The 21,136-nt window shown below is 60.0% G+C and carries 16 protein-coding genes; 6 read left to right on the top strand and 10 right to left on the bottom strand.

From position 1 onward, the window contains the following. Nucleotides 1-21 precede the first annotated feature (21 nt). A complete protein-coding gene (locus NQ492_RS13485) occupies nt 22-3,057 on the bottom strand; it encodes a SusC/RagA family TonB-linked outer membrane protein (RefSeq protein ID WP_138265608.1) in 3,036 nt (1,011 codons plus the stop codon). Between the two features lie 537 nt (nt 3,058-3,594). On the opposite strand from NQ492_RS13485, the gene NQ492_RS13480 reads away from it, so the two are divergent. After that, complete coding sequence (locus tag NQ492_RS13480; RefSeq protein WP_015545869.1) at nt 3,595-5,256, top strand: DUF6377 domain-containing protein; 1,662 nt, start codon at nt 3,595-3,597, stop codon at nt 5,254-5,256. 354 nt (nt 5,257-5,610) lie between these two features. Here the strand turns inward: NQ492_RS13480 and secG are convergent, their stop codons facing one another. From secG to NQ492_RS13455, 5 genes are read right to left on the bottom strand one after another with little or no spacing between them, the layout of a single operon-like run. Next, the gene (gene secG, locus NQ492_RS13475; protein ID WP_015545868.1) at nt 5,611-5,976 is read right to left on the bottom strand and encodes a preprotein translocase subunit SecG; all 366 of its coding nucleotides are present in this window, start codon (nt 5,974-5,976) and stop codon (nt 5,611-5,613) included. Between the two features lie 6 nt (nt 5,977-5,982). After that, on the bottom strand, nt 5,983-6,477 hold the full coding sequence (locus NQ492_RS13470; protein ID WP_015545867.1) for a hypothetical protein: 495 nt from the start codon (nt 6,475-6,477) through the stop codon (nt 5,983-5,985). 12 nt (nt 6,478-6,489) lie between these two features. Continuing rightward, nucleotides 6,490-7,026 carry an LptE family protein gene (locus NQ492_RS13465; RefSeq protein WP_022061206.1) on the bottom strand — a complete coding sequence of 179 codons (537 nt, stop codon included), beginning with the start codon at nt 7,024-7,026 and terminating at the stop codon, nt 6,490-6,492. A gap of 28 nt (nt 7,027-7,054) precedes the next feature. Next, entirely contained in the window at nt 7,055-8,278 is a 1,224-nt protein-coding gene (locus tag NQ492_RS13460; RefSeq protein WP_015545866.1) for a sigma-54 interaction domain-containing protein, read from the bottom strand. Next, nucleotides 8,279-8,980, bottom strand: coding sequence for a hypothetical protein (locus NQ492_RS13455; RefSeq protein ID WP_044054645.1), 702 nt, complete (start codon nt 8,978-8,980; stop codon nt 8,279-8,281). Nucleotides 8,981-9,199: 219 nt separating this feature from the next. On the opposite strand from NQ492_RS13455, the gene NQ492_RS13450 reads away from it, so the two are divergent. Next, on the top strand, nt 9,200-10,594 hold the full coding sequence (locus NQ492_RS13450) for a type III PLP-dependent enzyme domain-containing protein (protein ID WP_015545865.1): 1,395 nt from the start codon (nt 9,200-9,202) through the stop codon (nt 10,592-10,594). Between the two features lie 215 nt (nt 10,595-10,809). Here NQ492_RS13450 and NQ492_RS13445 read toward each other — a convergent pair whose 3' ends face one another. Further along, the gene (locus NQ492_RS13445) at nt 10,810-11,148 is read right to left on the bottom strand and encodes a hypothetical protein (protein WP_015545864.1); all 339 of its coding nucleotides are present in this window, start codon (nt 11,146-11,148) and stop codon (nt 10,810-10,812) included. A 307-nt stretch (nt 11,149-11,455) separates the two neighbouring features. Here NQ492_RS13445 and NQ492_RS13440 point away from each other — a divergent pair, with 307 nt between their 5' ends. Then, a complete protein-coding gene (locus NQ492_RS13440; protein ID WP_015545863.1) occupies nt 11,456-12,904 on the top strand; it encodes an acyloxyacyl hydrolase in 1,449 nt (482 codons plus the stop codon). Between the two features lie 138 nt (nt 12,905-13,042). Here NQ492_RS13440 and NQ492_RS13435 read toward each other — a convergent pair whose 3' ends face one another. Then, a complete protein-coding gene (locus NQ492_RS13435) occupies nt 13,043-14,086 on the bottom strand; it encodes a linear amide C-N hydrolase (RefSeq protein WP_015545862.1) in 1,044 nt (347 codons plus the stop codon). A gap of 129 nt (nt 14,087-14,215) precedes the next feature. On the opposite strand from NQ492_RS13435, the gene NQ492_RS13430 reads away from it, so the two are divergent. The 3 genes from NQ492_RS13430 (at nt 14,216) to NQ492_RS13420 (ending at nt 17,013) form a co-directional block, all read left to right on the top strand. Further along, nucleotides 14,216-14,974 carry an endonuclease/exonuclease/phosphatase family protein gene (locus tag NQ492_RS13430; RefSeq protein ID WP_022061901.1) on the top strand — a complete coding sequence of 253 codons (759 nt, stop codon included), beginning with the start codon at nt 14,216-14,218 and terminating at the stop codon, nt 14,972-14,974. 339 nt (nt 14,975-15,313) lie between these two features. Further along, complete coding sequence (yihA, locus tag NQ492_RS13425) at nt 15,314-15,910, top strand: ribosome biogenesis GTP-binding protein YihA/YsxC (protein WP_015545861.1); 597 nt, start codon at nt 15,314-15,316, stop codon at nt 15,908-15,910. A 161-nt stretch (nt 15,911-16,071) separates the two neighbouring features. Beyond that, nucleotides 16,072-17,013, top strand: coding sequence for a ribose-phosphate diphosphokinase (locus tag NQ492_RS13420; RefSeq protein WP_015545860.1), 942 nt, complete (start codon nt 16,072-16,074; stop codon nt 17,011-17,013). 80 nt (nt 17,014-17,093) lie between these two features. Here NQ492_RS13420 and NQ492_RS13415 read toward each other — a convergent pair whose 3' ends face one another. Both NQ492_RS13415 and NQ492_RS13410 read right to left on the bottom strand, forming a co-directional pair. Continuing rightward, a complete protein-coding gene (locus NQ492_RS13415; RefSeq protein WP_015545859.1) occupies nt 17,094-19,532 on the bottom strand; it encodes a hybrid sensor histidine kinase/response regulator transcription factor in 2,439 nt (812 codons plus the stop codon). After that, nucleotides 19,532-21,124, bottom strand: a complete 1,593-nt coding sequence (locus tag NQ492_RS13410) for a ligand-binding sensor domain-containing protein (protein ID WP_015545858.1) — start codon at nt 21,122-21,124, stop codon at nt 19,532-19,534. The genes NQ492_RS13415 and NQ492_RS13410 overlap by 1 nt, the downstream gene beginning before the upstream one ends. Nucleotides 21,125-21,136 lie beyond the last annotated feature (12 nt).

Below are 21,136 nucleotides of genomic sequence, written 5' to 3'. Positions count from 1 at the left end.
AATCGGTTCTTTTTTCAGCGGTTAGAAAGTAAGATTCAGACCCACGACGACCGTGCGCACGTTGGGATAGGTTCCCCAGTCGATGCCCATTTGCGTGGCGCTTTCCGACTGGCTCACCTCGGGATCGTAGCCCGAATAGCCGGTCCAGGTGATGAAGTTCTGGAGCGAAATGTAAGGCTGGATGCGCGTGATGTTGATGCGCTTGAGCTTCGGCGAGGTGATGTCGTACGACAGGGTGATGTTCTTCACCTTGAGGTAGGAGCCGTCCTCGACCCAGTAGGACGAATTCTTCACGTTCCAGGCGGGGTTGTCCGAGCGGAACACGTCGGTCTGCTGGCCCGGAATGCGCCAGCGCCGCAGGACCGTGGTGGTCTGGTTGTTGGCCGAGGCCATGCCCTCGGTCTCGATGCGCGAGGCGTTGAAGATGTCGTTGCCGTAGGAGCCCGTGATCAGAATGTTCAGGTTAAGCCCCTTCCACGAGAAGTTGTTGGTCATGCCGAAGGTGAACTTGGGATTGGCGTTGCCGATCCAGGTCTTGTCCAGCGGCGTGATCTCGCCGTCGCCGTTGCGGTCCTCGTAAACCAGGTCGCCCGTCTCGGGATCGACCCCCTTGGAGACATAGCCCCAGAACATCGAAAGCGGGTGGCCCGGGGTCATGCGCACGACGTTGTCGTTGGTCGCGTCGGAGGTCGTGGCGTAGTAGTATACCTGCTTCAGGTTGAGTTTTTCGACCTTGTTGCGGTTGAGCGAAACGTTCAGGTCGGTCGACCAGTTGAAATCCTTCCGGGCGATGTTGACCGACGAAAGGGTGATCTCGAAGCCCTGGTTCGACATCTCGCCGTCGTTGCGCGTGATGTTGGGATAGGGCGAGGGCAGAGGCACGCTCATCAGCATGTCCTTGGTGTACTTGTAGTAATAGTCGAGCGAGAGGCTCAAACGGTTGTTCAGCAGCGCGAAATCGAGTCCGACGTTGGTCTGCGAAGAGGTCTCCCACGTAAGGTCCTCGTTCTTGATGTTGCTGCGACCGCCGACCGTCGGCACGGCCTGCGCGTTCTCGGTCAGCGTCCAGTCGTAGTAGTTGGTGCTGTACTGCTGCATCCAGCCGTACTCCGCCAGACCCGCCTGGTTACCGGTCTGTCCCCAGCCGGCGCGCAGTTTCAGGTCGTTGATCCACGACACGTCGCGCAGGAACTTCTCGCCCGAGATACGCCACGCGGCCGAGAACGAGGGGAAGTAACCCCAGCGGTGGCCGGGAGCCAGCTTCGAGGAACCGTCGGCGCGGAAATTGGCCGTCACGAGGTACTTGCTGTCGTAGTTGTACGACACGCGCGCCAGATAGGACATGATCGACCACTCCGATTTGCCGTAGCTCTGGCCGCGGACGCCGCCGTTGTTACCGCCGTTCAGGTTGGGAATGGCGTTGTTGTTGGTCGAGGAGAAATAGGAGCGCGAGCCGCTCAACTGCTCCCACACGGAGGTCGTGGCCGACGTGCCGGCCATCACTTCGAGGCTGTGGCGGTCGAACGATTTGTTCCAGGTCAGGATGTTGTCGTAAATCATGCGCATATCGTCGGAACGGGTGTCCGAGGCGGTTCCGTGCTGCGTCCGTCCGTAGGAGGTGCGGATCGGGTCGAGGAACGACGACGAGTGGACCCAGCGGCGGTCCATCGAAACCGTCGACTTGAAGGTCAGATCCTTGGCCAGGTAGAACGTCAGGCCGCCGGAGAGCAGCAGGCGGTCGGTGACATCCTGGTTGTAATCCGTGCGGGCCATGTTCTCACGCGGCGAGGTGAGGTTGGCGCCGTAAAAATTATTGTAGAACTGCTGGGGATTCTCGGGGTCCCAGATCGGAGCGTAGGTCGGGGTCGTGATGGCCGACACCACCACGCCGGCGCGGTTGGCGCCCTGACCCGAGATGATCGTGCCCTTGGTGGTGTAGTGCGAGAAAGTCGTCGAGGCGTTGGCCGAAACCCATTTGAAAATCTTCTTGTCGAAGCTGGCCTTCACGTTGTAACGGTCCGAAGAGGTGGTGTTGATGATGCCCTTTTCGTTGGTGTAGCCGCCGCCGAGGTAATAGGACGAGTTTTCATCGCCGTTGGAGACCGAGAACTGGTAGTTCTGGTTGACGCCCGTCGAGTAGGTTTCGTCGAACCAGTCGGTCCGGTCGGTCAGATCGGCCGGAAGCCCCGACACGGCGCCGTTCTCCTCCATCAGGTCGCGGTACTGCCGGGCATTGAGCACGTCGTAGCTCTTGGTCACCTTCGAAATGCCGACGAAGGTCGAGAACGAAATCTCGGGGCCTCGTTTCCGGCTGCCCTGCTTGGTGGTGATGAGCACCACGCCGTTGGCGGCGCGCGACCCGTAGATGGCGGCCGACGAGGCGTCCTTCAGCACCTGCATCGACTCGATTTCGTTGGGAGAGAGGTAAGCGATGGCGTAGTTTCCTTCGCCCACGGGAACGCCGTCGACCACATAGAGCGGGTCGTTGCTCGACGAGATGGACGAAGCGCCGCGGACGCGGACCACCATGCCCTGTCCGGGCGAGCCGTTGGGCTGGATGACCTGCACGCCGGCGGCTTTGCCCTGAAGGGCGCCCGAGGCCGAGGTGATCGGGCGGCGGGCCAGGTCGTCGGTCTTGACGACCGAAACGGCCGTCGTGAGGTCCTTCTGCTTGACCGTGCCGTAACCGATCGCCACCACGGCGTCGAGGGCCACGGCGTCTTCGGCGAGTTTCACGTCGATCTTCGTGCGGCCGTTCACGGCGACCGTTTGCGAAACGAATCCGAGCGACTGGAAAATCAGGTTAGCAGAATTCCCCCCCCCTCGCAGTTTGAGGGAATAAGAGCCGTCCACGCCCGTCGTAGCGCCGTTCGTAGTTCCCTGCTCGATGATCGTGGCTCCGATAACGGGCTGTCCCGACTGGTCGGTGACCGTTCCCGTCACTGTCGGCGCCGACTGGGCGAAGGCCGCCGGCGCAAAGACGATCAGCATCGCCGTCAGTGCCAGCATCCACCCTCTCCGGCAGTCCGCTTGCAGTTTCTTGCAAAAATGTGCCATAGGAATTTAAGGTTTTTAAGTTTTAAGTTAATATTATAAATAGGTAAGGCGCAGTTCTTAAAAAATCGACACTTCATCGCCTTATTTCCGTTTAAATAAAAGTAACTATCCTCCGCGACATGAAAAAAATTTAAACAGCAAATTGTAAACTCAAAACCCGTTTATAAAAATATACCTACTTGATATTCAATATATTAATTATTTGACGATTGCAAAAAAAAGTAGATTGATCGGAATTTTCACAACCGCCTCGGAACCCTGGAAACGGCATATAATAAAATATTTTAAATAAATCCGGCTCCCGGAGCACGTTCCGTTCGCCGGGCCGGCCGCCTGTCCTGCCGGGAAAAACGGCCGGACGGTCCGACCTGCGGAAAGCGCGCCGCCCGGCATTGATTTTCCCGGGATTATTCCTATCTTTGGTGCCGTAACGACACTTTTATCAGCCGGAAAGTACCGCACCGTACCCGATTCGGTCTTGGAACCATCCGTCCTTTTTCCGATCTTTGTCAGGAACAAACCGTGAACCGTCCGCACATGAGAAACCTTCTGTCAACCGTACTGCTGCTCGCCGCAACGCTCGCCGCCTCGGCCCAAAACGACCTGAAAAGCGTGCTTTCACAGCTCGACGCCACCCTTTCGCACCGGGACTCCTACATCGCCGGACGCGAACAGCGGATCGAATCGCTGAAAAACATCCTCCGGAAATCGGATTTCTCGGACGCCCAGCGCTACATCCTCAACCAGCAGCTGATCGACGAATACACCCCCTACCAGGCCGATTCGACCATCGACTACCTCTACCGCAACATCGCCCTGGCGACACGCATGAACGACGCGGGGCACCTCAACGAGAGCCGTATCCAGCTGGCCTACCTGTACAGTTCGGCGGGTATCTACCTCGAAGCGGCGAACATGCTGAAACTGGTCGACACCACGGCGCTGGACCGCAGGCAGCTGGTCGACTACTACATCGCCCGCCACAAACTCAACGACGAACTCCAGCTCTACTCCCACGACTCGGCGCAGGGACACGAATCGTGGCGGCTTACGGTGATCTACGCCCAGCTGATCGTGGAGAACACCGAACCGGAGTCGGTCACGCACCTCAACTTCCGGCTCCGCCAGGCGATCGGCGCCCGCGACTACCCGCAGGCCGTGGAGATTTCCGAACGGCTGTGCAGCACCCTGCAACCCCTTTCGCGCGAATATGCCGAGGCGTCGTACATGCGCGCCCTCGTGGCGGAGCTGATGGACGACACGCCCACGGCGCAGGTGTGGTTCGCACGCTCGGCGATGACCGACATCCAGCTGGCGATCCGCGACAACGCCGCACTGAAAAGTCTCGCCAACACGCTGCTCGACGACGACAACATCCAGCGCGCCATGCGCTACATGCGGATCGTGATGGACGACGCACGGTTCTTCAATTCGCGGCTTCGCCCGTGGCAGGACGCACTGGCGCTGCACGTCATCGAAGAAGCCTACCAGGTCCGGCGGCAGCGGATGGACGCCATGTACAACATCTTCGTCGTGTCGATCGGCTGCTTCATGCTGCTGGCCCTCGGGGGCGTGGTCTTCGTCCTGCGGCAGAACCGCAAGCTGAACCTCGCGCGGCTCGAATTGCAGCAGGCCAACAACCGGCTCAACATCTCGAACAAAGACCTCCAGCACATCAACAAGCGACTGGCAGGACTGAACAGCCAGATTTCAGAGGCCAACGAAGTGAAGGAGGAGTATATCGGCATCTTCCTGACGATGTGCTCGGAGTACATCGACAAGATCATCGACTCGCGCCGCCACGTACGCCGCCTGCTGCGCGACGGCCGCGTCGACGAACTGCGGAAGGAGTACTCCCCGACCGACGGCGACAGCCGCGAACTGGAGGAGTTTTACCGCAACTTCGACACGACGTTCCTGCAACTCTACCCCACGTTCATCGAGGATTTCAACTCCCTGCTGGACAAGGAGGCGCGCATCGAGCCGAAAAAGGGCGAGCTGCTGACGACCGAGCTGCGCATCTTCGCGCTGATCCGGCTGGGCATCAACGACTCGTCGAAAATCGCCGCGCTGCTGCGTTACTCCGTGAGCACGATCTACAACTACCGGTCGAAGATCAAGGGGCACACGCTCGTCTCGCGCGACGATTTCGAGGAGCGGATCAAGACCATCGGGGCTTTCAGTCCGCAGCATCTCTGACCGTTTTCGCCCAAGGGGGGGGGCACCCTCCCGGAGCGATTCGAAGCGGCACAACAAAAGCCCGCGGAGCATCCCGCAGGCTTTTCCAATACATGAATCGGAGAGGTTCCGGCCGTACGCAAAACACGGGCGGGAATTCACCGTCCCGTTCCGGGAGGCAAACAACCTCGGAATTTCCATTGCAAAGCGGCCCCTCCGGGGTCTCTGCTGCGGGACCGTTCCGGCCCCCCCCGATGAATCGTCCCATGCGGGACCTCCTCCGGACGGGCGAAAAAAAGACCGCGGAAAGAATCCACGGTCTTCTATAACGGCGAGGTCTCTCCCCCCCCCGGCGTTCCGGACGGAGCGCGGAGGCTACTCGGCCTGCTGCTGCTCGGTCTGTCCGGCAGAGGGAATCTCGGCCTGCGGCATCGTAGCGGCGGCCTCGGATTCGATGACCCGCTCCTGAAGCGCCTTGGCGTCCTTCGAAATCTCCAAATTGCTGTCGGCGACCAAACCGCGGTCCATGGCCAACGTAGCCGCAAGGCTCAAAACCACGATGGCAATAGCCATCGACCAGGTGAATTTCTCCAGGAAGTTCGTAGTCTCGCGCACACCCATCACCTGGTTCGACGCGCCGAAATTGGCGGCCATGCCGCTCTTGGGGTTCTGCACCAATACCGCCAGGATCACCAGTACGCTCGCAACGAGTATCAGGGCAATGCAAATCGTGTATAACATATTACCTTAAATTTTAATATTGTTTTCTATTTTGCCAATAAGTTCGGCAAAGTAAACACTTTTTTCGGGATTTCGCAAACTTAATTTGCGATAAATCGCCACGGACTTGTCCCGAAGGCCTTGAGTGAGATAGATTTCGGCCAGCTCCTCGGTGACCACCTCGTCGTCGTCGTCCAGTTCGGGCTGCAGAACGACCTCCTCCTCGGGTTCGCCCTCGCCGGCGACGATGCGCAGGTCCTCTTCCTGAAGGAAACGGTCGATGATCTCCTCCGAGGAGAGCTGCGTGAGCGCCGAGGCGTCGACGGCGGCCCTGCGCAGCGAACTCTCGGCCCGCCACGGGGCCGTCAGCGCCACCCGCGGATCGGATTCGCCCGTAAGCGTCTCGCGCAGGATACGCCCCGGAAGGAACCACGGGAAGCGCACCGCAAGGTCCCCGGCTTCGGCAGCGGAAGGCGTCTCCGCCCGGCCGGGCGCCGCAAAGTATGTTTTTAGGTCGGACATCGCGCGTCGGAATTACCAGTTGGAGGCCGCGGCCTGGAAAATGTCGGTCACGATCTTGTCGACGATCTGGGGGATCAACTCGCCTTCGACCTCCGTAAGCAGTTTCGTGGAGTCGTAGTCCTCGTAGGCCTGGAAAGTGCGGTTGAACGACATCTTCTCGTCGAGGGCATTGGTGAAGCGCACCTTGACGGTGATCGTCAGGCGGTTGAGCAGGGCGTAGTCGTCACTCGAAACCGAAGCCGTCGTCGAGGTATAGTTGACGATCTCGCCCTCGAAGGCGAAGTCGCCGCCCTCGTCGACCTGCATCAGGCGCGTGCGGCGCGTGAACATGTCGACCAGCGCCTCGGTGAGCGTGGAACTCAAAATCGGCGACACCATCGTGGCGTTGTTGGGGAAGTAGGCCACCGAAAAGGTCTTGGCGTCGGGCGGAATCGAGGCGCCCGACAGCGAGTATTTGATGGACACGCCGCAGCCGGTCATCACCGCGGCGATAGCCAGCAATGAAAAACGGAAAATGAAAAATGAAAAATTATCTCGGAATCTGCGCATTCTTTTAATTCTTAATTTTTAATTGGAGTCAGGAATTGTCTTCAATTCCTAACTCCTTTATCTTGCGGTATAGTGTGCGCTCCGACATGAAAAGTTCGGCAGCGGCCTCGCGGCGGCGGCCGTTGTTGCGGCGCAGGGCACGGATGATCTGCTCGCGCTGCATGTCGGCCTTGGTCATCTCGCGGGGCGGCTCGTCGGTCACCTCCTCGCTCTCGGCATAGACCGGAGGCTGGGGATAGGAAGCGACGGCCGGAACGTAGCTGCTCTGCGCCGTGGTCGGCAGCAGGGCCTTGACGTCACGGACCGGCTCGGGGCACGGCACGCCGCCCTTCATCAGTTCGGAGATCATCCGCTTGAGGTCGTTGATGTCGGCGCGCATGTCGAACAGCACCTTGTAGAGCAGTTCGCGCTCGGTCGACATCGTGTCGTCCATGCGCATCGTCCCGGCGGCCATCGGCGCGCCCCCGCCCTGCGGGGGCAGGTATTTCGCCAGCACCTCGGAGGTGATCACCCGGGTCTGCTCGATGGCCGAAATCTGCTCGGCGACGTTCTTCAGCTGGCGGATGTTGCCCCGCCAGTAGTAGTTCTTCAGCATCTCGCGCGCCGCATCGTCGAGCGTCACGGCGGGCATGCGGTACTGCACGGCCACGTCGGCGGCGAACTTGCGGAACAGCAGCGGAATGTCCTCCGGGCGTTCGCGCAGCGAAGGAACCGTGATGGGGACCGTCCCCAGACGGTAGTAAAGGTCCTCGCGGAAACGCCCCTGGGCGATGGCCTCCTGGAGGTTCATGTTCGTGGCGGCGACCACGCGGACGTTGGTCTTCTGCACCTTCGACGAACCGACGCGGATATACTCGCCCGTCTGAAGCACGCGCAGCAGGCGCGCCTGCGTCGGATGCGGCAGTTCGGCCACCTCGTCCAGGAAGATCGTACCGCCGTCAGCCTCCTCGAAATACCCCTTGCGGGCCTCCACGGCGCCGGTAAAGGAGCCTTTCTCGTGGCCGAACAGTTCGGAGTCGATCGTACCCTCGGGAATCGCCGCGCAGTTGACGGCGATGTATTTGCTGTGCTTGCGCGCGGAATAGGCGTGGATAACCTGCGGGAAAAACTCCTTGCCCACACCGCTCTCGCCCGTAACGAGCACCGTCAGGTCGGTAGGGGCCACACGCAGGGCCACCTCCAGCGCCCTGTCCAGAAGCGGGGAGTTGCCGATGATGCCGAAGCGTTGTTTTACGGTGGTGATCTCTGTCATTTATTCGAGTTGTTCGGGTTGGGACGCGGCGGACGGGAGTTCCGCCGCCTGCGGAAGTTCGATGTATTCGTTTTCGGCCTGCTTCTCCCGGGCGTCGCGCCAAAGTCCGAAGGCGATGGCCGCCACGGCCAGCAGGGCGGCGATCACGGCGATCCAGATGAACCGGTCGGCGCGGCGGCGCGGCACGCGGTCGACGTAGCGGTAGGCATCGGTGTTCTTCGGCGGCTTGCCATAGCGCAGCCCCCGCACCGAAGGATCGGGATTCATCTTCGCCGAAGTCGACACGCGCGGCTCCGTGAAAGCCGTCTTGACGGCCTCGGCCACCTTCTCGGGTTGCAGCGGCTGACGTTTCCCGGCAGCCGGTTCTTGCGCGGGGGATTCCGACGCGGGTTGCGGCTCGTAGACGAAGGCGATGGTCGCATTGGGACCGGGTTTCATCACCCCGAAGCCCTCCAGGCGGTACTCCGAGCCATGCTCCACGGCGTGGCGGATCTCGAAAACGAAGCGGTCGATCTCGCCCGCGGCCTCCAGTTCGCCCATCCCCTCGGCGCGGAGAAGCCCCCGCAGCACGCCGTCGTCGCGCTTGAGCAGTTCCGAAAAGACGACGCTCCGGCCCGGCTCCTTGACGATGAACGTTCCGAGTTGGGGTACGACGAGCCGCCTGTGCGACTCCAGATATTGTATCAGGGTATGAATCAGCACGGTTGAAAATCCTTTAAATCCGGGTTCAAAATTACCCTTTTTCAGCGGAAAAAGCAATATTCCGGAGGGCTTTTTCAAAATAATCGGGCAAAGTGTTGGTTATCCGAAAAATATTCGCCTATTTTGCATCCCGATTTTTTCCAAAATCCGGGCGAGCTACTTTCGCCCGAAAATTGCAAAGTAACCGGGCCGGATTGTAAAAACTTTACCGAACGAGCCATGAAAGACAAGTACATCGACCTGATCGAACAATCGTTCGATTTCCCGCAGGATGAGTTCTCCGTCGAGGACAACGAGCTGAATTTCCACGACATTCCGCTGATGGAACTGATCAAACAGTACGGAACTCCGCTCAAAATCACCTACCTGCCGAAGATCTCCCAGCAGATCAACCGCGCCAAGCGCATGTTCAACGTGGCGATGGCGAAGGTCGACTACAAGGGTTCGTACAACTATTGCTACTGCACCAAGTCGAGCCACTTCTCGTTCGTGCTGGAAGAGGCCATGAAGAACGACATCCATCTGGAAACCTCGTCGGCCTACGACATCCACATCATCAACGCCCTCTACGACGGCGGCATCATCGACAAGGACCGCTACATCATCTGCAACGGTTTCAAACGCCCGCAGTACGTCGAGAATATCGCCCAGCTCGTCAACGACGGTTTCTCGAACACGATCCCCGTGCTGGACAACAAGGAGGAGCTGGAGCTGTTCGAGGACTCGTTCACCAAGAAGTGCAAGGTCGGCATCCGCATCGCCTGCGAGGAGGAACCCAAGTTCGACTTCTACACCTCGCGGCTGGGAATCCGCTACAACGACATCGTCGATTTCTACAAGGCAAAACTCCGCAACAGCAAGAAATTCCAGCTCAAGATGCTGCATTTCTTCATCAACACCGGCATCAAGGACACGGCCTACTACTGGAACGAGCTGTCGAAGTGCATGAACGTCTACTGCGAGCTGAAGGCCATCTGTCCCGAGCTGGACAGCCTCAACGTCGGCGGCGGTTTCCCGATCAAGAACTCGCTCAACTTCGAATACGACTACGAGTACCTCACCGAGGAGATCGTGGCGCAGATCAAGAACATCTGCCAGCGCAACGGCGTCGAGGAACCCAACATTTTCACCGAATTCGGTTCGTTCACCGTGGGCGAAAGCGGCGCGGTGCTCTACTCGATCGTCAACCAGAAACAGCAGAACGACCGCGAGAACTGGTACATGATCGACTCGTCGTTCATCACCACCCTGCCCGACACGTGGGGCATCAACCAGCGTTACATCATGCTGGCCGTGAACAACTGGGACAAGGAATACCAGCGCGTGCTGCTCGGCGGGCTGACCTGCGACAGCGAGGACTTCTACAACTCGGAGTGCCACACCAGCGCCATCTTCCTGCCCAAACTCGAAGCGGGCAACACGCAGTACATCGGATTTTTCCACACGGGAGCCTACCAGGAGTCGCTCGGCGGCTTCGGCGGCATCCAGCACTGCCTGATCCCCGCACCCAAGCACGTGATCATCGACCGCGACAAGTCGGACAACGAGTATTACACGCGCCTGTTCGCCAAGGAGCAGTCCTACCGCTCGATGCTGCGCATACTCGGGTACTAAATCCGAACGCCCCGACGGGGCACGTGCAATACACCGCACAGACAATCCCCCTAAATCCCCCTTTGAGAAGGGGGACTTGCTCCGGGCGACCTGTGCGCCAGGGAGCAGTCCTACCGCTCGATGCTGCGCATACTCGGGTATTAAGCCGCATATTCCGCCACCTAAAAAATCCACCTCTCCCAAGGTGGATTTTTTAGTGGCATTCGGCCGGATCGCTACCGCAAATAACGCCAGGCAATCAGCAGTAATGCAATGACGAAAAACGAGAGAAAGACGACATTGCCTATCACCTCCCGGAAACGAACCGACCGGGCGGACTCCCGCGACAATTCATCACCCCGGCGGACACGGACGATCACACAGCCGATCCGGATCGCCACAACCAGCATAAGTCCCGTAACGATGAAATCAACCAAGAAATCCGCCGTATTCCGCGGAACGAACCAACTCGCGATGAGCAGGAGAAACCCGACGCTCACGCCCCAATCGACCCACTTGTCCCCAAAAATGGCTTGCAGATATTTATACGACTGCATAGTATCCGTCTCTTTCATCTTGCTTCCCGATATTTCGCACTGTATGAAGCGACACCCACGCCGATACATACAGCATATTTATCTTCTGTAAGAATAACTGTTAGCGGGATGTCAGGCTCGCCGTCTCCCTCCCGGTCTCCAGTTGGATCATCAAAACCCGTACAGGCGCTTATACAAATATAAATATTCAATTACACATTTCAACTAAAAACAATCCGCTATTTCACATAATAGATAAAAAACTTCGCGACAATTCCGGCCGAAACGGTCTCGATTCCGGGGAAAATTTGTATATTCGCCGAAACTTTCGAACTTCTACCCTGCTATGAAATTTGCCTTGCGGGCCCCGATTCTGAAATATACGCTCTTCGGCATGTTGTTTCTGAACAGCCCGGCACAGGCTTCGGAACCGCGTTCGGAGCGAATGGAAAAATCGGCGGCCGAAGTGATTGCGGCGGACAGCGCAGCGATCCCCAAAGGCTGGGACAACGACTGCCGCGCAAGCTACAAAGCCGGATACGAGGCGGGATACCGAGCCGGATACCTCCATGGGCGGCGGACGGCGACGCAACCCCACAGTTCCGGGCGGGCGTCAGCCACCCGCTACGCCGACGGATCAATCGTCCCGACCCGCGATACGACCGCTTCCGGGCGTCGTTTCATGCACCGCATCGGCGCGGAGTTCCGCCCCGAATACATCTTCCCGACCAACCCCTTCGTCGAAGGCGAGAACCGCGCCGGACAGCCCATCGACCTCTCCCTCTCGGGACACCTCCGCTACTCGTTCCAGTTCCGCCCCGGATCAATCCCCGACCAAATTTACGGCGGCGCCTATCAGGGCATCGGGGCCGCTTACTACGACTTCGGAAACCCCGACGAACTCGGAAACCCGATCGCCGTCTACCTGTTCCAGGGCGCGCGCATCGCACGGATCAGCCCGCGGCTGTCGTTCAACTACGAATGGAATTTCGGCCTCTCGTTCGGATGGAAACCCTACGACGACGCCGTGAACCCCCTCAACAAGATGATGGGTTCGAAGATGAACGCCTATCTCAACGCCGATTTCTTCCTCAACTGGCGCGTCACGCGCGAGGTGGACTTCACGGCGGGCCTGAGCCTCACGCACTTCTCCAACGGCAACACCAAATTCCCCAACGCGGGACTCAACGCCGTTGGACTGCGCGCGGGCCTGACCTACAATTTCGGACGGAAGTCGTCCGAAATGGCCCCGCGGACGGTCTGCCCCGCATTCCCGCGCCATTTCAGCTACGACCTCACGTTCTTCGGCTCGTGGCGGCGCAAAGGCATCGAAGTGGGCGACAAGCAGTATGCCGCGCCGGATGCCTACACGGTTCTGGGATTCAACTTCGCCTCGATGTATAACTTCGGCTACAAGTTCCGTGCAGGCGTGTCGCTCGACGGCGTGTACGACAGCAGCGCCAACGTAGCCATCGCCGACCAGATCGTGGAGATGGGCAGCAGCGCCGACCTGACGGTGGAGAAACCCGGCGTCGACAGGCAGCTGGCGCTCGGCGTCTCGGCCCGCGCCGAGTTCGTGATGCCCTATTTCAACATCGGGGTCGGTCTGGGAACCAACTTCCTGCACAAGGGCGGCGACCTAAAGGCCTTCTACCAGATGCTTACCCTGAAGGTGGCCGTGACGCGCAGTTCCTACGTCCACATCGGTTACAGTCTCCGCGATTTCCACATGCCCAACTTCCTGATGCTGGGCGTCGGATACCGGTTCAACAACAAATACCCGCGGCACCGCTGAACAATTCACAATTCACAATTCATAATTCACAATTCATAATTCACAATTCATAATTCACAATTATTTAGTTTGCTGACGTAAATATCGTGCAATTGTTTCAGCGAAGCCGAAATTGCGCATTGCGCATTTACGTTCCCCTTAAACTCCGAAAAGAAAGACGAAGGGCTTGGCCGATTTCCGGAATTTCGCCGTGGCGTCGCCCGCATAGGTCTGCCCGCCGGCAAGCGTGAGGGTGCGCTCGCCGCTGCCCACCGAAAAGTCGATCGCCGCCAGGTCGACCCAAAAGGTCTCCATGGCCAGCGTCGGTTCGAAATAGTAGACCCGGTTCTTCTGGTCGCAGACCGTGCGCCAGCGCGTCGAGGCGATGTGCGGCTTGTCGGGCGTGGAGATGCCGTAGGGAACCGAGACGTTGCGCATGACCGACATCACGGCCGGCACGGCGATCTTCGGGTCGGAGGTCTGCACGACGGCGTCGATGTAGAACGACGCCCGCACGAAGCGGTCCGAAGCGCGGTTGGTCCCCGGCAGCATCGTCAGGCCGCCGATCTGCCGCCAGTAGCCGAGAATCGCCAGCTGGTCGTCGTAAAAGGGCGAATTGGTCATCACCTGACACTGCCGTCCGTGGTGGATTTCCAGTTTGCCGTCGCGATACTCGAAGATCGCGCTGTCGCCCGAAGGATCGGAAATCGCCAGGTGGAGCCGCGACTGCACGCCGTTGGGCAGGTCGGGAGCGTCGATGCGGAACTTCTCCTTCGAAAGTTCGGCCACGGCCTCGTCCACGGTGGCGAAATTGTCGAGCACATACTGCGTCCAGACGCTCAACCCCATGACGGGGCGCGTGTCGCCGGGACGTTCGTAGACCGACTCGGGCAGGAACAGCAGGTTGGCGACCAGCCCGGCTTCGTTCATGCCGTCGGTGATGCCGATGTCGTAACCGGCGGCCGAGAGCGACCCGTATTTCGAGGTCCAGAAGACGGTCTTGTCCGTGTTCGCACCGCGACGCACGACGCCCCGCGGGAAGATGTAGAGGTTGGTGAGCGGATCTTCGCGCCAGTCCATCGTCCGGCCCGTGACGGTCATGCCGTCGGGTCCGAGGTAAACGGCGCGGGTGCAGGCTTCGGCCTGCGGAGGGAAGACGGCCAGCGCAGCGGCGCACAGCATCGTCAGGAAAGGTGTTTTCATAGACTGCGAAAATTTTGGAATCACACGTCGTCCGCTTCAAATCGGATGCTAAACCCGCATTTCCGGAGGAAATAAATTTGATCTTTCGCGCAGGTTGCCTTATCTTTGTGGAAAATTGACTTTCCCGACATGAAACCCTTTCTGCGCATTCTCCTGCCGGCCGCCGTGTGCGGCCTGCTGCTGGGCGCCTGCACGCAGCGGCAGACGACCCTGAAATTTATGAGTTACAACATCCGCAACGGCCGCGGCATCGACAATGTTCAGGATCTCGGCCGCGTGGCGGAGATCATCAACCGCACGGCCCCCGACATCGTGGCCCTTCAGGAACTGGACAGCGTGACCGGACGCATGGCCGGACGCTTCATCCCCGGGGAGCTGGGTGAAATGACGGGCATGCACGCCCGTTTCTGCCGCGCCATCGACTACGACGGCGGCGCCTACGGCGTCGGCCTGCTGTCGCGCGACGAACCGCTCGCCGTGCGCCGCATCCCGCTTCCGGGACGCGAAGAGTCCCGCGTACTGTTCGTCGCCGAGTTTCCCGACTACGTGGTCTGCGTCACCCACCTCTCGCTTACGCCCGAGGACCAGCGCGCGTCGCTGCCGATCATCCGCACGGTCACCGACACCTGCCGCAAACCGGTGCTGCTGGCCGGGGACTTCAACATGAAGGTCGCCAAAACCGTCCTCGACGGGCTGGGCGGCACATTCCGGCCCCTTTCGGACACCACGCAGATGACCTTCCCGTCCGACAAGCCCTCCATCCGCATCGACTACATCCTCGGCCGCGGACTGCCCGAATCGGCCGTCGTCACCGAGCGGCAGGTGGACACCTCGACCGTCGCCTCGGACCACTGTCCGCTGTGGGTGTCGCTCGCGTGGAAAAAGTAGCCGCCCCCTGCGTTACGCAAATCGCAGGCGCAATCCGGACTTTTCCGCGGCCTTAAGGAGGTAACGCCCCTTTTATCAGCCGGAAGGTTTTACAGACCCGCACGCAACCCAGGTTTGCAACCATCCGGCTTTTTCGTACCTTTGGGGTCGTAACGACCCTTTTAGCAGCCGGAAGGTTTTACGGAGCCGCACGCAATCCGGTTTTGCAGCCATCCGGCTTTTTCGTACCTTTGGGGTCGTAACGACCCTTTTAGCAGCCGGAAGGTTTCACAGCCCCGCACGCAACCCAGGTTTGCAGCCATCCGGCTTTTTCGTACCTTTGTATAAAACCAGATACCGATGCAGATCACCAAAGCCGAATTCAAATGCTCGTCCGAGCGCATTTCGCAGGTCCCGAAGGACGACCTGAAAGACATCGCCTTCATCGGGCGCAGCAACGTCGGAAAGTCGTCGCTCATCAACATGCTCACCGCCCGCACAGGGCTGGCCAAGGTGTCGGGGACGCCCGGAAAGACACGTCTCATCAACCACTTCCGCATCAACGATGCCTGGTATCTGGTCGACCTGCCCGGCTACGGCTACGCCCGCACGTCGAAAACACAGCGCAGCGAGTTTTCGAAACTGATCACCGACTACGTCATCAAGTGCGAGAAGATGCACTTCCTGTTCGTGCTGGCGGACATCCGCCTCGAACCCCAGAAGATCGACCTGCGGTTCATCGAGATGCTGGGCGAAAACGGCATCCCCTTCGGCATCATCTTCACCAAGGCAGACAAGCTCTCGAAAACCCAGCGCGAAAAGAGCGTGGAACGGTTCCGGACCGCACTCGCCCAGCAGTGGGAGGAACTGCCGCCGATGTTCGTCTCCTCGTCGGAAAAGGCCGTGGGGCGCGAGGAGATCCTCGACTTCATCGGCGAATGTCTGCGACAGAACTGACCCCTGCCGTCACGCAACGGGAAGAAACGCCCCGGGGCTACGGAATGAAAACCGGGCCGCAGCGGAAAAGTTTAACCGAATGTTGAAAAAACACGCCCGCCCGGGCGTGTTTTTTCATCGTATTGTTCTATATTTGCAACGTCAAAAAATCCTCGAAATCTATGGCTATCCACAAAATCAAAATTTTCACCGGTCGCGATTCGGAGTATCTGGCCAAAAAGATCGCCGCGAGCTTCGGCACGACGCTCGGACAGTCGGAAGTCCTGCGCTTCAGCGACGGCGAATTCCAGCCCTGCTACAACGAGTCGATCCGCGGCTGTACGGTCTTTATCATCCAATCGACCTTCCCGCCCTCGGACAACCTGATGGAACTGCTGATGATGATCGACGCCGCGCGCCGCGCCTCGGCCCATCAGGTCGTGGCCGTGATGCCCTACTTCGGCTGGGCGCGTCAGGACCGCAAGGACCGTCCCCGCGTGCCGATCGGCGCCAAGCTGGTAGCCAACATGCTGATGGCCGCAGGTGTCGACCGTGTGATGACGATGGACCTGCACGCCGACCAGATCCAGGGATTTTTCGACGTTCCGGTCGACGCCCTCTACGCCAGCGGCATCTTCGTGCCCTACATCAAGAGCCTCAACATCGAGGACCTCTCGATCGCAGCGCCCGACATGGGCGGCGCCAAGCGGGCAAACACCTATTCGAAACTGCTCGGCACGCCGATCATCATTTCGCACAAGGAGCGCGCCAAGGCCAATGTCGTGGGCAAGATGACGGCCATCGGCGACGTCGAAGGCCGCAACGTGCTGATCGTCGACGACATGATCGACACGGCCGGTACGATCTGCATGGCCGCCGACATGCTCATGTCGCGCGGCGCAAAGAGCGTCCGCGCGGCCATCACCCACCCGGTGCTCTCCGGCCCGGCCTACGAGCGCATCAACGAAAGCGCGCTGGAGGAGGTGATCGTGACGGACACCATTCCGCTCAACCCCAACAAGGACCTGCACAAATTCACCGTCCTGTCGGTCGCCGACCTCTTCGCCGACGTCATCGAGCGCGTGCACAACTACAAGGAAATCTCGTCGATCTTCTCCAAATAGGAGAACCGGCTTCCACCCAGAAAATTCCCCGGAACCTTTATGGAAAGGTTCCGGGGAATTTTCCGTTCACGGAAGAAGGACTACTCCGCCTTCTCTCCGCCCTTGGTGCGGCTGCGGACATACTCCGTGGGCAGGCAGCCGACGTGCTTCTTGAAGCTCGTGGCGAAATACGACGGGGAGTTGAAGCCCACCATCGAACTGATCTCCGAAATCGAGTATTTGCGGTCCAGGAGCAGCTTGCAGGCATGGTTGAAGCGAATCTTGCGGATGAACTTCGTGGCCGACTCGCCCGTGATGGACTTCATCTTCAGGTGGAGGTTCGAACGGCTCATGCAGAGCGCCTTGCTAAAATCGTTCGACGAAAACTCCTCGTTGTCCATGTTCTCCTCGACGATGCGGATCGCCTTTTTGAGGAACTCCCCATCCATCGAGTTGGAGGTGATCTTGTCGGGATCTATTTCCGCATCGTCCGAATAGTAGTGACGCATCCGGTAGCGGGCTTTCAGCAGGTTCTGGACGTTGGCCGCGAGCAGCGAGATCGACAGCGGCATAGGCAAGTAACTGTCGGCCCCGGCCTCGATGCCCGTGATTTGCTCCTCGACGCTGCCCTCCGCGGCGAGAATCACCACCGGAATATGACAGGTGCGAATATTCTGCTTCACCGCCTGGCAGAGTTTCAGCCCGTCGAGCCCCGACAGCATACGGTCGGCGATGATGATGTCGGGTTCCAGCGTTTTGAGTCTTTCGAGGACCTCGTTGCCGTCGGAAACCGTCTCCACGTTGTAATGGGCCTTGAAATGGTCGGCGACATAACGTGCCACCTCGGCATTGGACTCGGCCAGGAGAATCGTCCCGCGCGTCTGCTCCGGCGCCTCCTCGGCAGGCGCGAAATCGCCGCCCGCGCCCGACCACTCCTCGGGCAGGAATTTCTCGGCGTCGCGGATGATCGAGGCCCGCACGTCGTGCTCCCCGGCGCGCTTCCCGGCCGGATAGGCCTCGATGTCGTCGGGCAGCGTGATGGTGAATTCCGAAAAATGCCCCGGCTCGCTCCGCAGCGTGATCGAACCCTCGTGCAGTTCGACGATGCGACGGACGATCGACAGTCCGATGCCCGAACCGGCATGCGATTCGTTGACCTGGTAGAACCGTTCGAAGATGCGCTCCTGCTGGTCCTGCGGAATACCGATGCCGGAATCGCGGACCGAAAGGCGAAAACACCCTTCGCCGCGCTGCAGGGCAACGCGAATGATGCCGCCGTCGGGCGTGAACTTGAAGGCGTTCGACAGCAGGTTCGTGAGCATCATTTCGAGGAACATCCTGTCGACGGGCAGCGCCTCGCCGTGCAGTTCGGAGTTGAGGATATAGTCCATGTCGCGGTTCTGGGCCACCTCCTCGAACATCGAGAAGACCTCGGCGACGATGGCGTCGACATCCTGCACGGCGACCTTCATTTTGAACATCTCCAGCTCGGCTTTGCGGTAGTCGAGCAGCTGGTTGATGATGTGCAGCAGCTTGAGGCTGTTGCGGTAGATGTAATTCAGGCGCGAGGAGACGTATTTGTCGGCCGTACCGTGTTCACGAATCTCCTGCAGGGGCGAAAGAATCAGCGTCAGCGGCGTGCGCAGTTCGTGCGAGAGGTTGATGTAGAAACGGATTTTCTCCTGGCTGAGCTGGCCGATCGCCTCCTTCTCCATGCGCTCCAGCCGCAGCTGCATCTTCATCTTCATGCGGCCCAGCAGCGCCGCCACGACGCCCCCGACGAATCCCAGCGCCAGCAGCGCCCACAGAATCTTCGCCGCGAGGGTCTGCCACCACATCGGCAGCACGCGGATTTCGACCGTCGCAGGCTCGTCGTTCCAGCGTCCGTCGTTGTTTGCCGCGCGAACCTTGAAGACATAGTGCCCGGGCTTGAGGTTCGAGTAGTTGACCTCGAGGTGCGAGGTCTCGTACCAGCGGGTGTTGAATCCTTCGAGCTTGTAGGCGAAGGTGTTGCAGCCCCCGGCCAGCGGATTGACCGCCACGAAGCGCACCGTGAAGATGTTGCGCACCGAGGGGAACGCCGCCGCCGTGACCCGACCCGCCGAATCGCGCTCGATGCGCACGCAGCGGTCGCCGTCGGCATCGGCCACATCGACGCCCGTGATCTGCGGTTCGGGCGCAAAGGGGTTGTCCACCAGGTCGTGGGGCCGGAACCACGTGATGCCGCCTATGCCGCCGAACCAGAAGATGCCGTCGCGGCTCCGGCAGTAGGAGTAGAGGTTGAACTGGTTGTTGGCGATTCCATCGCGCAGGGTGTAGCGGCGGAAGGAGTTTTTTCGTGTATCGAAGCACGCCATACCGTTGTTGGTCGAAATCCACAGCCGCGCCAACTCGTCCTCGAGGATGCCGTAGACGAAATCGTTGGGCAGTCCGTCGGCCACCGTGAAGCGTGTGAACGAATTGTCCGAAGCGTTGTAGCGGAACAGTCCGTGGCGGGTGCCGACCCAGATATTACGGTGTGAGTCCTCCGTGACGCACATCACGGTGATATCCCGGCGGGGGGGGAAGTTTCGTCCTTCACCGGCGTCAGTTCGCAGGTCATCACCTGCCGCACGTCGGGCTGCCAGAGGTAGAGCCCGGCCCCTGTACCGATCCACACGCGGTTTTTCGAATCGCGGAAGAGCGTCGTGATCTGCAGCGACCCCAGCCGGGGCTCGTAATCGGCGCAGAGGTGGCGCGAGAACCGTCCCGCGGCGGTGTCGAACGACAACAGTCCGTTGAGCGTGCCGACCCACAACGTACCGTCGCCGCCGTCGAGCAGGGCGTAGCAACTGTTGTTGATCGGGATCGAGGCGTTGACCGGATAGTGGCGCACGCGCCGCGTGGCGGCGTCCATCGAGCTCAATCCCCCGGCGTGGGTGCCGATCCATACGCGGCCGCGGCCGTCGGGAAGCACGCATTTGACGTTGTTCGACAGCAGGGAACCGCTGGCGGTGTTGAACTCCGAGAATCGCCCCGTGCGACGGTCGTAGAGGTTCACGCCGTCGTCGTTGGTGCCGATCCAGAGGCTCCCCGACTCGGGGTCCTCGACGATACAGCTCACCGTGTTGTCGCCCAGCGAATTGCGCGTCGGGTCGTGGCGCAGCACCCCGAAACGGCGGGCCAGCGGATGGTAGTAGCTCACCCCGCCGTAGTAGGTCCCGAGCCAGACGCCACGCTGGGCGTCGATGAAAATGGAGCGGATCGAGTTGTGGCTCAGCGACCCCGGCTCGGAGGTGTGCACATAGCGTTCGAAGCGTCCGCTCCGGGGATCGCGGATCGAGAGTCCGTCGAAGGTGCCGATCCAGAGGTGTCCCGCAGAGTCGGTTTTCAGCACGCGGATGTAGTTCGAGACCAGCCCGGGATTCGACGCGGCATCATAGCGGGCGGTGACCTGCAGCGCCCCGTCGAGCCGGTAGAGGCCGTTACCGTGGGTGGCGACCCAATATCCGTCGCCGTCGGCGACGATGCTGGCGATGTCGTAACGGGCCATCTGCGGCAGGATGCGCACGGCATTGCCGTAGGTGGAGGAGTAGGTGTAGACACCGTTGGAGGTCCCGACCAGAAAACCATCGCGCGAAGGGCAGACGGCGTGTACGCTGATGCCCGTGAGGTAGGTCCGGATTTCGAGTTCGCGGCTCGCGCGGTCGAAGAGCACGATGCCGAGATCGGTGGCGAGAATCAGGTCGCCGCCGGCCGTGGCGGCGATGTCGGCGACCTGCATGTTGCGCCCCTCGAGGCGGAAATTTTCGAACGACTGCGTCGCCGCATCGTAACACGACAGTCCCGACGCGGTGCCGATCCAGAGCAGACCCCCGTCGGCGAAGAGCGCATTGACCGAGTTGTCGCCCAGGCTCTGCGCATCGCCCTCGACATGGCGGAACACCGTGAACGAATAGCCGTCGTAGCAGTTCAGCCCGTCCTGCGTACCCATCCAGATACGTCCCATCCCGTCCTGCGCGATGGCCAGCACGGTGCTCTGCGACAAGCCTTCATTGACCGACAGCGTGCGGAATTCGATGGCGGCGGAAACCCGGTCGGAAAACAGGGAAAGGACGGCAAGCAGAAAAAGCGTAGGTTTGAGTTTCAGCATAGTACAACGACT

Origin of the sequence: Alistipes shahii WAL 8301 (genome assembly GCF_025145845.1) — a bacterium.
GTDB lineage: Bacteria > Bacteroidota > Bacteroidia > Bacteroidales > Rikenellaceae > Alistipes > Alistipes shahii.
The sequence above is the reverse complement of the archived record's forward strand: the minus strand, read 5'-3'. Positions and strand labels throughout refer to the sequence as shown.